Consider the following 12,281-nt stretch of genomic DNA (forward strand, 5'->3'; position numbering starts at 1 on the left):
TTCATGTCCACGGCCATGGGCTTCATGCATGTCCCGCAGAACATTTCCGCCGCGATCTCGATGCTGGACCTGTCGCCCTATCAACTGATCCTGATTCTCACCCTTTTCTACATCGTGCTCGGAAGCGGTCCAGCCGATAGGCCTTGGGGTGACGTAGGACGTGTCGGTCGCCAGCAGATGGGCGAATGAGTAGCCGCTGGCCGGCGTCGCCTTGAAGCCGCCATAGCACAGCCGGCGTTGAGATAGAGCCCTTCGACCGGGCGCTGGCGGGCTCGCCCGGAAAGCAACAGGCGGTCGGCGGAACGTCTCCACTCGCGGCGCGACCGCGCGCATTGCGGCGAGGTGGGTGGCGGAGGGGCGATGCACCGCGTCGATGGGGTCGGATAGCCGAGCCCTGAATGGGGCCGGGCGGCGCTGCAAGTCCATGTCGGTCCTGTCGGCCGGGCGCGGTATGCTTGCGTGCGGCTCCGCTTTGCGGCTTTCTCAGCCCATGACCGACCGGCCCTCCCACTCGCACGAAGTTTCCCCCCAGCGGCATGACCTGCTGGACCATCCGCTCCGTTGCGAAATGGTCGACGAGCTGCACGCCCGCCCCTCGCCGCGGTTGACGGCGCCGTGCACGGCGGTCCATGTCGCCTTCAAGGAGCCGAGGGACGCCGCCGCCCGCGACCGCGGCAACGACCTCCGGCATCTTTCCGAACTCCTGCAGCGGTATGGGGCGCCGGCGCCGGCGGCGGGGGCGGGACATCATGTGGCGATGCTCGGCCAGCACGAGTTGCGCTGGGAAAGCCACAGCGAATTCGTCAGCTACGCGGGCTTCACCAGCGGCCGCCCCGACTGCCCCTTCGATCCGGCCCTGACCGGGATGTTCCCGGCCGAGTGGCAGGCCCGCGCGCCGGGCCGGCGGGTCGCCGCGACGATCGTCCACATCACGCCCATGCCCGAAGATCCGGGCGATATCGCGCCGCTTCTGTCCGCCTGGTTCGCCGTGGACGGGCTGGTCACGGCGCGGGTGCATGACGGCGCGGCAGTGGTCGCGACCGACTTCCGCATCGACCCGGCGGGCTGGATGCGCATCGCCGTCTTCACCGCGCCGGGCACGGGGGACGGGCGGATCGGGCGGATCGTGCAGCGCCTGCTGGAGCTCGAAGCCTACCGCGCCATGTCGATGCTGGCGCTGCCGCGGGTCCGCACGCTCAGCGCGACGATGAACGCCCTGGAGGCCCGGCTGACGGCGCTGGTCGAGCGGCTGGGCGACGACACCCGCCCGCCCGATGCCGCGCTGCACGATCTGCTGGACCTGTCGCAGCGACTGGAATCGCAGGCCACGCAGCACGAGTTCCGCTTCGGCGCGACCCGTGCCTATGAGGCGATCGTCCACGATCGCATCGCCGCCCTGCGCGAAACCCGCTTTCAGGGCCGCCAGACCCTGAACGAGTTCATGGTCCGCCGCTATCAGCCGGCGATGCGGACGGTGCAGTCGGCCGAACGCCGGCTCGGCGCGCTGATCGAGCGTGCCACCCGCGCGGGCGAGCTGTTGCGCACCCGCGTCGATGTCCACCGCAGCGGCCAGAACCAGGCGCTGCTGGAGCGGATGGACCGCCGCGCCGAACTGCAACTGCGGCTCCAGCACACGGTCGAGGGGCTGTCGGTCTTCGCCATCAGCTATTATGCGGTCGGGCTGCTGGGCTATCTCGCGTATCCTCTGGCCGAGGCTGCGGCGATCGAGCGCGGGATTCTGGTTGCCGCCCTGACGCCGCTGGTGATTGTCGCCGTGTGGCTCGGGATGCGCCGGGTCCGCGCCCGGCTTCACGATGCTGCCGCGAACCGCTCGGGTCGCGGGAAGCCTTGACCCATGCCAATGAGTTGCCTGCGTCCGATCTGCGAGACGGCGACTGCCGACAGGGTCGGCGGCACATCCGCCTGCTCGGCGTGCTTCCTTATCGTGCGTGTTCTCGGAGAGGACGTCCTGCGAGGTCGCACCTTTCAGTTTGTTTGTCCATGAGTGCGTGGCCGGTGAAGCATGGCGCCTCGCGCGCGGGCAGCCGCTGAGCGATACGCCACCTCACTCCTTGCAATCGGGTAGGACATGAAGACCATCCTCGGACTGGGCGGCACTCTGCGGCGTGCCTCCTTCAACACGGGCCTGATGTTTTGATCATGAGGCCGGAGCCGGCATCGAGCTGAGCCTCCCTACCGCCGGGACAGACTGTCCTTGCGGGTCGCCGTGTAGAGATACGAGAAGATGTCGCTGAAGTTCTTCGACAGCGCGTCGATCAGCAATCGGGTGTTGGGGTTGTTCAGCCGGTGGCTGGAGAACAGCGCATACATGGGGATCTCGCGAGACTGCCATTCGGGCAGAACGGGTTCCAGGAGACCGTCTTCGACCTCGGCGCCGGCGAAGAAATGCGGAATGAAGCAGATACCGTGATCATGGATCGCGGCAAGCTTGGCCGCCCAGTAGTCGTTCGTCAGGAAATGCGCGTTGGGGTGGATGCTGTAGTCCTGTTTGCCGTTCTCCAGCTCCCACAAGGTCAGGGTTTCGCCGTTGTGAAAGCCGATCAGGTCGTGGGCGCGCAGATCGCGGGGCGAGGCGGGCTGGCCATGCGCAGCCAGATAGCGCGGGCTTGCGTAAAGCCCGAAGGGAAAGCGCGAGAGCAGCCGCGCGGTCAGGTCGGCGACCTGGGGCATCGGCGGCTCACCCAGAAACAGGATGCAGTCCAGGCTGTCACGCGCGCTGAGCAGCGCGTCCCCCCGCAGCACCATCACCTCCAGCCGCAGCTGCGGGTGAAGGCGCGCAAAATGCAGCACCAGCGGCGCGATCACGTTCGAGGTGAACTCGCCGCCGGATCCGATGCGGACCTTGCCCACGGCCACGTTCTGGCTGCGGCGGGCGGCATCGAGGCCGCGCTCGCAGGCGCGGCGGATGTTGCGGGCGTGGTCGCGGAACTCCTCTCCTGCCTCGCTCAGGACCAGCCGGTTGGCCGAGCGGATGAACAGCGAGGCGCCGATCTCCTCCTCCAGACGGCGGAGCTGATGACTGACGGTGGCCTTGGGACGGGCGAGGTCGCGGGACGCGGCCGACAGCGATCCGCTCGCGGCAATCTGCAGGAACACGTTGACGTCGTCGAGCTGCATGGACTTCACCGTTCGGAAATGCTGAACAACTGTTTCAGAATACTTGTCTGTAGGCTACGGCAAAGCGAGGCTAACGTCTGAATCATGGCGAAGAGGAGGGCGCAGGTGTCAGTCGCACAAGGTCGTTGGACGGGGGTCGCACTGGATCATCAGATTCAGCCGGCATCGAGCAATCCAGTGGTTCTGAACGGACAGGCGCTTGCGGTCTGGCGCGGAGAGGATGGCCCTGTCCGCGTCTGGGAGGACCGCTGCCCGCATCGCGGCATGCGCCTCAGCTTCGGCTTCGTCCGCGGCAACACGCTGCGCTGCATCTATCACGGCTGGGCCTACGGCGCCGACGGCCAGTGCGCCGAAATCCCGGCCCATCCCGCGCTGGCGCCGCCCAAGACCATCTGCGCCAATTCCTACCCGGCCGAGACGCGCTACGGCATCGTCTGGACCACGCTTGGGGATGGCGCATCGGGGCCGCCTGATCTGGGCCCTGATGAAGGATGGGAAGGGGTCCGCAGCCTCTTCGTCGCGGCCTCGGCAGAAGCGGCGCTGACAGCCTTGGCGCGCTTTGATTTCGGAGCGGGCGCCACCACACGCATGCTGGCCGGCGACATCGTGGAGGTAAGCTTCGGGCCGGAGCTTCGCATGCTGGTCGTCGTCCAGGCCATGGATGACGAGCGGGCGGCGCTGCATGCCGCCGCAAAAGGGGCGCGCGCCACGGAGGAACGAGCCGCGCTGGCGAAACGGCTGGAGCGGTTGCGCGCCGACATCGAGCAGGCATGAGGAACACACAATGACCGTCACGACCGATCCCGTTGCCCTGAACGAATGGGTCCCTTGCGCCTGGCACGGCCAGATCGCCATAGGGGCCGCCCTCGACACGATGATCTTCGGTCAGGATATCCGGGTGGAGCGGACCGGCGATCAGGACTACCGGGTGACCACCTTCGGAGGCGATTCCCCGCGAGAGCTGCCGGTCCAGACCCGCTATACCTGCGTATTCACGACGCTGGGCGACGATCCGCGCGCCCTGCCCGAGATCCCCGAGTTCGACGAGGCCGACCGCCGCATCACCGGTTGCGGCAGGGTGGGCGTGAACACCAGCCCTTACCGGATCGTCGAAAACTTCCTCGACATGGCGCATTTCTCGTTCATCCACACCGACATCCTCGGCGCGGCGGACCAGACCGAGGTGCTGTCCTACCGCACCGAGCACCGCAAGGACGTGGACGAGATCTGGGCCATCGACTGCACCTTCTACCAGCCGGCGGCGTCGAAAGCCGCGGCGGGCGGGCAGCTGACCAAGTATCTCTATCGCGTCATGTCGCCCTTCAGCGTCATGCTCTACAAGAACGTCGCCACCGATCCGTCGCGCAACGACGCGATCTGCGTGTTCATCCAGCCCAGGCGCGAGACCGAATGCCTCGCCTACATGCCGATGGCGATCGTGGACGAGCAGAGCACGATCGCCGACATCATCGACTTCCAGCAGTCCATCTTCCTTCAGGACCGGGTGATCCTGGAGAACCAGCGGCCGGCGCTGCTGCCGCTCGACCCCACCTACGAGTTGCCGACCCGCGCCGACGCCAGTTCCATCGCCTACCGGCGCTGGCTGAAGGCGATGAATATCCGGTTCGGCATCCTCGAAAAACAGGCGGCCTGACGCATGACCATCCGGCTCTACGACTATTCCCTGTCCGGCAGCTGCTACAAGGTGCGGCTGATGCTGGGGTTCCTCGGCCTCGACTACGACCGTGTGCAGATCGACTTCTATCCCGGCCGCCAGCACCGCTCGCCCGAGTTCATGGAAATCAACCCCCTCGGCCAGCTTCCCGTGCTGGAGGATGACGGGCTGCGGCTGCGTGACGCGCAGGCGATCCTGTGCCATCTGGCGAACAAGCATGACGACTCCGGTCAGTGGCTGCCGCGCGATCAGGCGCGGTTCGGCCCGGTGATGATGTGGGTGATGTTCGCGGGCGGCGAGCTGATGGCGGCCTCGGCCGCGCGGCTGCACGACGCGCTGGGTTACGACCTCGACATCGAGGCGGCGCGGGCCAAGGCGCGGGCGGCGTTCCGCGTGCTGGACGACCATCTGACCGGGCGCGAGATCGACGGCGGCAAGTGGATCGTGGGCGATACGCCCACCATCGCCGACGTGGCCTGCTTCCCCTATGTCGCGCTGGCTGGCGATGGCGGCCTCGGCCACGAGGAATATCCCGCGCTGCGCAACTGGATGCGCGATTTCCGGCGCCTGCCGCGCTTTCACGCCATGTCCGGCATCCCGGAGTTCGTGTGATGCGCGACGTGACGCAGGACGGCGATCTGGAAGTGATCGTGCGCAACGTGCGCGCCGAGACATCGGAAATCCGCAGCTTCGTGCTGGAGCCGAAACCGGGCGAGACACTGCCCGCCTTCGAGGCCGGCGCGCATATCGACGTGTTCCCGATCCCCGGCCTCGTCCGCCAGTATTCGCTGGTGAACGACCCCGCCGACTGCCGCCGCTACATCCTCGGCGTCAAGCGCGAGCAGAACAGCCGCGGCGGGTCCAGCGCGATGCACAGCGCGCTGCAGGAAGGGTGCGCCGTCCGCATCAGCCGGCCGAAGAACCATTTTTCGCTGCGCTCCGGCGGCGGGCGCAACATCCTGCTGGCGGGCGGGATCGGCGTGACGCCGCTGCTGTCGATGTCGCAGGCTCTGGCCGCGCGCGGGGCCGATTTCGAACTGCACTACTTCGCGCGGTCGAACGGCGAGCTGGCGTTCCGCGGCCTTATCAACGAAAGCGCCTGGTCGGACCGCGTTTCTTATCATTTCGGCCTGGTGCCGCCGCTGCTGACCGAGGTGATCGAGGAGGTTCTGCGCAAGCCCGGTGCCGACGACACCATTTACATGTGCGGTCCGGGCCCGTTCATGGACGTGGTCAGAGCCGCGGCGGACGGACTCGGCTGGACGCCCGGCGCGATCGTGGCCGAGCATTTCTCGGCGGAACCGCCGAAGCTGACGCCGGGCGCGGACGAGTTCGTCGTGCGTCTCGCCAAGCGGGGGCTGGAACTGGTGGTCCCGTCCGACAAGGCGATCATCGATGTGCTGCGCGAGGCGGGAGTCGAGGTGAAGACCAGCTGCGAGCAGGGCGTCTGCGGCACCTGCGTGACCCCGGTCCTGGAGGGGGAGCCGGAGCACAACGACCTGTTTCTCAGCGAGGAAGAACACGAGGCCGGGCTGATGACGCTCTGCGTGTCGCGGTCGCGCTCGAAGCTGCTGGTGCTCGACATCTGAGAAGACGACGGCCAAGGGAGTGGCCGAAGGGGAGGGGGAGAGGATGATCACGCGCGAGGCTGCAACCGCCACCACAGGGGCTCAGGTGCCGCTGCTGGAACTGGCGGGCGTTACCAAGTCCTTCGGCCCGACGGTTGCGAACGAGGATGTCGCCCTCAGCATCATGCCGGGAGAGATCCACGCGATCCTGGGCGAGAATGGCGCCGGCAAGAGCACCCTGATGAAGATGATCTACGGCGTCATGGCGCCCGACGCCGGCCGCATCCGCTGGCATGGCGAGGACGTGACGATCAGCGACCCGGCCCACGCCCGCCGCCTGGGCATCGGCATGGTGTTCCAGCATTTCTCGCTGTTCGAGACGCTGACCGTGGCCGAGAACATCTCGCTGTCCACAGACCAGAGCGCCGCGCGCCTCAGCCCGCGCATCGCCGAGATCGGCGACCGCTTCGGCCTGCCGCTGGACCCCGCCGCGCTGGTCCATTCGCTGTCGGTCGGCCAGCGCCAGCGGGCCGAGATCATCCGCTGCCTTCTGCAGGAGCCGCGGCTCATCATCATGGACGAGCCGACCTCGGTCCTGCCGCCCAGCGGCATCGAGCCGCTGTTCGAAACCATCCGCCGGCTCGCGGCGGGCGGCTGCTCGGTCCTGTTCATCAGTCACAAGCTCGAGGAGATCCGCAGCCTCTGCCATCGCGCGACCATCATGCGGGCGGGCAAGGTCGTCGGCAGCGTGGATCCGGCGGCCGAAACCAAGGATTCGCTGGCGCGGCTGATGATCGGCCGCAGCATCCCGCAACCGACCCGGACACCGGCGCGGCCCGGCAAGGACGCGGCGCTGGAGCTGCGCGGGCTCGATCACGTGCCGGACGATCCCTTCGGCACCCATCTGCAAGGCATGGACCTGAGCGTGCGACCCGGCGAGATACTGGGCATCGCCGGGGTGTCGGGGAACGGGCAGCGCGAACTCGCCGCGCTGCTGTCGGGCGAGACCGCCCTGCCTCGCGGGGACCGCGACCGCATCCGTCTGGACGGCTCGGGCTGCGGCGACGCCGATCCAGGCCAGCGCCGGCGCATGGGCATGGCCTTTGTCCCGGAGGAGCGCAACGGCCGCGGTGCCGTGCCCGAGATGAGCCTGACGCTGAACGCGCTGCTGACGGCGCATGGCCGCGGCATGGTGCGCCGGGGGATGGTCGCGCATCAGAGCGCACGGGATTTCGCCGAAAGCTGCATCGCCGAAATGGGCGTGCGCTGCGCGGGGCCCCAGTCCGAGGCGCGCAGCCTGTCGGGGGGCAACCTGCAGAAGTTCATCATGGGCCGCGAAATCCGCCTCGCGCCAAAGGTGCTGATCGCCTCGCAACCGACCTGGGGCGTGGACGTCGGCGCTGCCGCGGCCATCCGTCAGCAGCTGATCGCGCTGCGCGACACGGGCGTCGCCATCCTCATCATCAGCGACGAGCTGGAGGAACTCTTCGAGCTCGCGGACCGCCTGCAAGTCCTGTTCCGCGGCCGGCTGTCCCCCTCGCTCGACCGCGCCGAGGCGGACACGGCCCTGATCGGCGACTACATGACCGGCGGCTTCCTGACCGAGCCGGCGGTTGCCACCCCGCCGGCGGCGGCCGCCTGATGCGGCTTCCCTGGACCGTCGAAGCGCGGGCGCAGCGCTCGCCTTTTGCCCCGCTCGTCGCACCGCTTGCCGCCGTGACGGCGACGATCCTCGCCGGACTGTTGCTGTTCACGCTTCTCGGTGTGCCGGTCACCACCGCCTTCTACCAGCTTCTCGTCGCCCCGGTCTCGACCACGTTCAATATTGGCGAGGTGCTGCTGAAGGCGACGCCGCTGCTGCTGATCGCGCAGGGGCTGGCGATCGGCTTTCGCGCCAAGATCTGGAACATCGGCGCCGAGGGCCAGCTGATCCTGGGGGCGATCGGCGGCAGCCTGCTGCCGATCTGGTTCAACGACAGCCAGAACCCGATGATGCTGGTCGGCATGGCGCTTGCCGGGTCCTGCTTCGGCATGGGTTGGGCGGCCATCGCCGCATGGCTGCGCAGCCGCTTCAATGCCAACGAGATCCTCGTGACGCTGATGCTGAACAGCATAGCGCTGCAATTGCTCTACTATCTCGTCGCGGGGCCGCTGCGCGATCCCTTCGGCTTCAACTTCCCGCAGTCCGCGCTGTTTCCCGATGTCGCCATGCTTCCCACGCTGTTCGGCGGCGCGCGGGTCAATGCCGGCCTGTTCGTGGCGCTCGCCGCCACGGTGGCCGCATGGTTCTTCGTCGAGCGCAGCATGACCGGCTATCGCCTCCAGGTGGGCGGGGTCGCGCCCGAGGCCGCGCGCTATGCCGGCTTCAGCGAAAAACGGGCGATCTGGCTCAGCCTGCTGATCGGCGGCGCGGCCGCTGGTCTTGCGGGGGTGTTCGAGGTCGCCGGGCCGCTGGGGCAGCTCCAACGCGTCGTCTCGCCCGGCTACGGTTTCGCGGCCATCATCGTCGCGTTTCTCGGCGGGCTGAACCCCATCGGCATCCTGTTCGCGGCGCTGTTCATGGCGGTGATCTATGTCGGCGGCGACATCGCGCAGGCTTCGGCCGGGGTGCCCTATGCGGTGATCGGCATCCTGCAGGGCGTGCTGCTGGTGACCTACATCGCCGCAAGGCTTTTCGTGGATTACCGCGTCCGCTGGCGGCGGTCCGCCGCCCGTGTCGCGGCGCATTGAAGGCAGGATCGACATGGACTCGCTGACCTTTCTGCTTTCCGGCACGATCCTCGCGGCGACGCCGCTGCTGATCGCCGCACTCGGCGAGCTGATCGTCGAGAAGTCGGGCGTGCTGAACCTCAGCGTCGAAGGCATGATGGCGCTGGCGGCGGCGACGGGGTTCATCGTCGTCTCGGCGACCGGCAGCCACTGGCTGGCCCTGTTCGCCGGGGGGATCGCCGCCATGCTGCTGTCCGCGGTCTTCGCGGTGGTGGTCCTGTTCGCCCTCGGCAACCAGGTCGCTTCGGGAATTGCCGTCGGCATCCTCGGGCTCGGGCTCGCGGGGCTTATCGGCACGCCCTACGAAGGCATGACCGTTGCACCCATGGCCCGCGCGCCGGTGCCACTGCTGTCCGACATCCCGGTGCTGGGACCCGGCCTCTTCAATCACCCGCTGATCGTCTATCTGGTCCCGCTTGTCGCGGTGCTGCTGTGGTGGATGTTCCGCACCGCGAAGCTGGGGCTCGTGATCCGCGCCGTGGGAGAATCGCCGGAATCCGCGCATGCGGTGGGTTACAACGTGCTTGCAGTCCGCTTCGCTGCGGTGCTGGTCGGGGGCTTCATGGCAGGCGTGGGCGGCGCCTTCATCTCGGTCGTGTCCTCGACATTGTGGTCGGACGGGATGATCGCGGGGCGCGGCTGGATCGTCATCGCCCTGGTGGTGTTTGCAATGTGGCGGGTGGAACGGGTTGTGCTCGGCGCGTATCTTTTCGGCATGTTCGCCATCGCCGAGCTTCTGGTGCAGAGCATGGGCATCTCCGCGCCTTCGCAACTGCTGACCAGCGTGCCTTACATCGCCACCATCGTCGCCATCGCCCTGCTTTCGAGGGATGGACGGCGCATCCGGCTGAACGCCCCCGTATCGCTCGGACGCGTCTATGCGGGGACGCACTGAACACAAGAACCTTGGGGAGGGAATACCATGCGAACGATCCTTCTGAGCGGCATTCTCGCCGCCGCCACCACGCTGACCGGAGCAGCGGCGGCCGAGCCGACCACCATCGGCTTCATCTATCCCGCGCCGGTAGCCGATGTCGGCTGGGCCAAGCAGCTCGATCTGGGACGCGAGGCTGTGGCCGAGGCCTTCGGTGACCGGGTAAGGACGGTGGCGGTCGAGAACATACCGGTCGGGCCGGACGCCGGGCGGGTGATGAACCAGCTGGTGACGGACGGCGCCAAGGTCATGGTGCTGGGCTCGTTCGGCTACATGAACGATGGGCTGCGTCTGGCGCGCCAGCATCCCGACGTCGCGTTCATGCACGCCAGCGGTTTCAAGCAGGCCGACAATCTCGGCACGTTCACGGCCCGCAACTATGAGGGCTTCTACCTGGCCGGGCTGGCTGCCGGCATGGTGACCGAAAGCGATACCATCGGCATCGTCGCCGCCTTCGCCGTGCCCGAGGTCATCGCCGAGGTGAACGCCGTCGCTCTGGCGGTTCGCCAGGTGAACCCCGAGGCGACGATCCGCACGGTCTGGCTGAATACCTGGTTCGATCCCCCGAAAGAGCAGGAGGCGGCCCGTGCGCTGGTCTCGCAGGGGGCGGACGTGCTCTTCTCGTTGCACCAGGACACGCCGTCGGTGGTGAACGTCGCCCAGGCCGAGGGCGTGCGCGTGGTCAACACCGGCTCCGACATGTCCTCGCACGGGCCGGATGCGGTCCTCGCCTCGGTCGTGAGCGACTGGTCGGGCTACTTCGTCCGCAGCGTGGGCGCGGCGCTCGACGGCAGCTTCGAAGGCGTGGACGAGCGTGGCGGACTGGCTGACGGAACGGTGTCGGTCGCCGCGTGGAGCGACGATCTGACCGACGAGCAGCTTGCGCAGATCCGGCAGGTCGAGGCCGACCTGAAGAGCGGCGCGGCGCATGTCTTTGCCGGCCCGCTGCGCGACCAGTCCGGTGAGGTCCGCGTCGAAGAGGGCGCGAGCCTGCCCGACCCGGAAATCTTCTCGATGAACTGGCTCGTCGAGGGGCTGAGCGGCTCGCTGCCCAACTGACGCAACAAGGGGCGGCCCCGATGGTCGCCCCGCATCGGAGCCTGATATGGATTATTCCAGCGGCCAGTTCGGCGAGGGCGGCGCCGATCTTCAGGCGGCAAGGATCCGCTTCACAGGGACGCTCGGCCCGGCCTTCGTCCAGTTCGCCCTTGCGCGGGGCCGCCGCCTCAGCCTCCGCGGCTCCATCCGCGACGAGGACGACGCGGTGGTGATCGAGGTCGAAGGCCCGGTCGCACTGATCGACGCGTTCGAGATCACCTGCAGCCTCGGCCCGATCGACAGTTGCATCCAGTCCTGGACGCGCACCGACGTCGAGTCGGGCGCGCTTTCCCGCGAAGCCAATCTGCGGTTCGAGGGCTAGTGTTCAGTCCCGACATCCGGTGGATGGGATTGAGGATGAATCTGCTCGGCTCTGAAGCCCGGATCTTGCACATGGCCCGCTGCGTGTTCCGTGGACACGAAGACAAGATCGTGACCAAGGAACTCGAGAGTGGATATGACGAGAGGGAAGTTCAGCCGCGAGTTCAAGAGCGAGGCTGTGAAGCTCGTGACGGATCGGGGCGTGTCGGTGGCGCAAGCCAGCCGCGATCTGGATCTGGCTGATAGCGCTCTGCGGCGCTGAATGCGTGAGACAGCAGCATCGCCGATGGCGGCGCTTCCTGGCAGCGGCCAGTAACGGCCGATCCGGCCGCGATTGCATCCCTGAAGAAAGAGGTCGCCCGGCTCCGGGCGGCGCGTGACATCCTGAAGAAAGCGGCGCATCGGATCGAGGGATCATCACTCATGCTTCAGGGTGGCCGTGACGTCTTCGGGAATGGCTTCGGGGTAGCGCTCGCGGGTGCCTGCCCAAATCAGACGTTCGAGCATCTGCTGCGGACAGGTCCATACCGCGCTACCTGCGAAGCAGAGAGGGCACCGAGAGCGCCAGCAGCACCGCGGCGAGCGGGAGGGCGAAGACGAAACTGGCTCGGGCGAAGCCGATTGCACCGACAATGCCGCCTCCCACGAATGTCCCGACAAGCTGGGTCTGGATTCTGAGCCTTGCCCTGTCGGCCGCAATCCGCCTTGACGGGTGAGCGCGGCCGAAGACCTCGCGGCCCAGTTCGATTCCGATATCCGTGATCATGCCGGTCGCATG

Annotated in this window: 13 protein-coding genes and 1 pseudogene; 11 read left to right on the forward strand and 3 right to left on the reverse strand. The window is 67.5% G+C overall.

Features of this window, described 5'->3' with window-relative positions:
* Positions 1 to 97: 97 nt before the first annotated feature.
* Positions 98 to 257: pseudogene (locus KTN05_RS18765) on the reverse strand (sarcosine oxidase subunit beta); the annotation flags it as partial.
* Between the two features lie 233 nt (positions 258 to 490).
* Here KTN05_RS18765 and KTN05_RS16460 point away from each other — a divergent pair.
* Positions 491 to 1,852 (forward strand): DUF3422 family protein, encoded by a 1,362-nt coding sequence (locus KTN05_RS16460; RefSeq protein ID WP_217330475.1) that lies wholly within the window; start codon positions 491 to 493, stop codon positions 1,850 to 1,852.
* 341 nt (positions 1,853 to 2,193) lie between these two features.
* On the opposite strand, the gene KTN05_RS16465 is transcribed toward KTN05_RS16460, so the two are convergent.
* Positions 2,194 to 3,138, reverse strand: a complete 945-nt coding sequence (locus tag KTN05_RS16465; protein WP_217330476.1) for a LysR family transcriptional regulator — start codon at positions 3,136 to 3,138, stop codon at positions 2,194 to 2,196.
* 84 nt (positions 3,139 to 3,222) lie between these two features.
* Between KTN05_RS16465 and KTN05_RS16470 the strand changes: the two genes are divergently transcribed.
* The 10 genes from KTN05_RS16470 to KTN05_RS16515 all read left to right on the forward strand — a co-directional run bounded on the left by KTN05_RS16470 (position 3,223) and on the right by KTN05_RS16515 (position 11,765).
* On the forward strand, positions 3,223 to 3,912 hold the full coding sequence (locus KTN05_RS16470; RefSeq protein WP_217330477.1) for a Rieske (2Fe-2S) protein: 690 nt from the start codon (positions 3,223 to 3,225) through the stop codon (positions 3,910 to 3,912).
* 10 nt (positions 3,913 to 3,922) lie between these two features.
* The gene (locus KTN05_RS16475) at positions 3,923 to 4,792 is read left to right on the forward strand and encodes an aromatic ring-hydroxylating dioxygenase subunit alpha (RefSeq protein ID WP_217330478.1); all 870 of its coding nucleotides are present in this window, start codon (positions 3,923 to 3,925) and stop codon (positions 4,790 to 4,792) included.
* Between the two features lie 3 nt (positions 4,793 to 4,795).
* On the forward strand, positions 4,796 to 5,425 hold the full coding sequence (locus KTN05_RS16480; RefSeq protein ID WP_217330479.1) for a glutathione S-transferase family protein: 630 nt from the start codon (positions 4,796 to 4,798) through the stop codon (positions 5,423 to 5,425).
* The gene (locus tag KTN05_RS16485; RefSeq protein WP_217330480.1) at positions 5,425 to 6,402 is read left to right on the forward strand and encodes a PDR/VanB family oxidoreductase; all 978 of its coding nucleotides are present in this window, start codon (positions 5,425 to 5,427) and stop codon (positions 6,400 to 6,402) included. The genes KTN05_RS16480 and KTN05_RS16485 overlap by 1 nt, the downstream gene beginning before the upstream one ends.
* Positions 6,403 to 6,445: 43 nt before the next feature.
* On the forward strand, positions 6,446 to 8,023 hold the full coding sequence (locus KTN05_RS16490) for an ABC transporter ATP-binding protein (RefSeq protein ID WP_217330481.1): 1,578 nt from the start codon (positions 6,446 to 6,448) through the stop codon (positions 8,021 to 8,023).
* A complete protein-coding gene (locus KTN05_RS16495) occupies positions 8,023 to 9,111 on the forward strand; it encodes an ABC transporter permease (RefSeq protein WP_217330482.1) in 1,089 nt (362 codons plus the stop codon). The genes KTN05_RS16490 and KTN05_RS16495 overlap by 1 nt, the downstream gene beginning before the upstream one ends.
* Before the next feature lie 13 nt (positions 9,112 to 9,124).
* Positions 9,125 to 10,045, forward strand: coding sequence for an ABC transporter permease (locus tag KTN05_RS16500; protein ID WP_217330483.1), 921 nt, complete (start codon positions 9,125 to 9,127; stop codon positions 10,043 to 10,045).
* Between the two features lie 27 nt (positions 10,046 to 10,072).
* The gene (locus KTN05_RS16505) at positions 10,073 to 11,143 is read left to right on the forward strand and encodes a BMP family ABC transporter substrate-binding protein (protein WP_217330484.1); all 1,071 of its coding nucleotides are present in this window, start codon (positions 10,073 to 10,075) and stop codon (positions 11,141 to 11,143) included.
* A gap of 46 nt (positions 11,144 to 11,189) precedes the next feature.
* Positions 11,190 to 11,504, forward strand: coding sequence for a hypothetical protein (locus tag KTN05_RS16510; RefSeq protein ID WP_217330485.1), 315 nt, complete (start codon positions 11,190 to 11,192; stop codon positions 11,502 to 11,504).
* A 135-nt stretch (positions 11,505 to 11,639) separates the two neighbouring features.
* Positions 11,640 to 11,765 carry a transposase gene (locus KTN05_RS16515; RefSeq protein ID WP_254368304.1) on the forward strand — a complete coding sequence of 42 codons (126 nt, stop codon included), beginning with the start codon at positions 11,640 to 11,642 and terminating at the stop codon, positions 11,763 to 11,765.
* Between the two features lie 270 nt (positions 11,766 to 12,035).
* On the opposite strand, the gene KTN05_RS16520 is transcribed toward KTN05_RS16515, so the two are convergent.
* Positions 12,036 to 12,281: DUF1275 family protein (locus KTN05_RS16520; protein WP_217330487.1), on the reverse strand; the 246-nt coding region annotated here is incomplete at its 5' end.

This window comes from Paracoccus sp. Z118 (assembly GCF_019061185.1).
Classification (GTDB): Bacteria; Pseudomonadota; Alphaproteobacteria; order Rhodobacterales; family Rhodobacteraceae; genus Paracoccus.

Excerpts from the sequence above, each read along its gene's own strand:
- KTN05_RS16460 (WP_217330475.1), top strand. The coding sequence starts at position 491 with ATGACCGACCGGCCCTCCCACTCGCACGAAGTTTCCCCCCAGCGGCAT.
- KTN05_RS16465 (WP_217330476.1), bottom strand. The coding sequence starts at position 3,138 with ATGCAGCTCGACGACGTCAACGTGTTCCTGCAGATTGCCGCGAGCGGA.
- KTN05_RS16470 (WP_217330477.1), top strand. The coding sequence starts at position 3,223 with ATGGCGAAGAGGAGGGCGCAGGTGTCAGTCGCACAAGGTCGTTGGACG.
- KTN05_RS16475 (WP_217330478.1), top strand. The coding sequence starts at position 3,923 with ATGACCGTCACGACCGATCCCGTTGCCCTGAACGAATGGGTCCCTTGC.
- KTN05_RS16480 (WP_217330479.1), top strand. The coding sequence starts at position 4,796 with ATGACCATCCGGCTCTACGACTATTCCCTGTCCGGCAGCTGCTACAAG.
- KTN05_RS16485 (WP_217330480.1), top strand. The coding sequence starts at position 5,425 with ATGCGCGACGTGACGCAGGACGGCGATCTGGAAGTGATCGTGCGCAAC.
- KTN05_RS16490 (WP_217330481.1), top strand. The coding sequence starts at position 6,446 with ATGATCACGCGCGAGGCTGCAACCGCCACCACAGGGGCTCAGGTGCCG.
- KTN05_RS16495 (WP_217330482.1), top strand. The coding sequence starts at position 8,023 with ATGCGGCTTCCCTGGACCGTCGAAGCGCGGGCGCAGCGCTCGCCTTTT.
- KTN05_RS16500 (WP_217330483.1), top strand. The coding sequence starts at position 9,125 with ATGGACTCGCTGACCTTTCTGCTTTCCGGCACGATCCTCGCGGCGACG.
- KTN05_RS16505 (WP_217330484.1), top strand. The coding sequence starts at position 10,073 with ATGCGAACGATCCTTCTGAGCGGCATTCTCGCCGCCGCCACCACGCTG.
- KTN05_RS16510 (WP_217330485.1), top strand. The coding sequence starts at position 11,190 with ATGGATTATTCCAGCGGCCAGTTCGGCGAGGGCGGCGCCGATCTTCAG.
- KTN05_RS16515 (WP_254368304.1), top strand. The coding sequence starts at position 11,640 with ATGACGAGAGGGAAGTTCAGCCGCGAGTTCAAGAGCGAGGCTGTGAAG.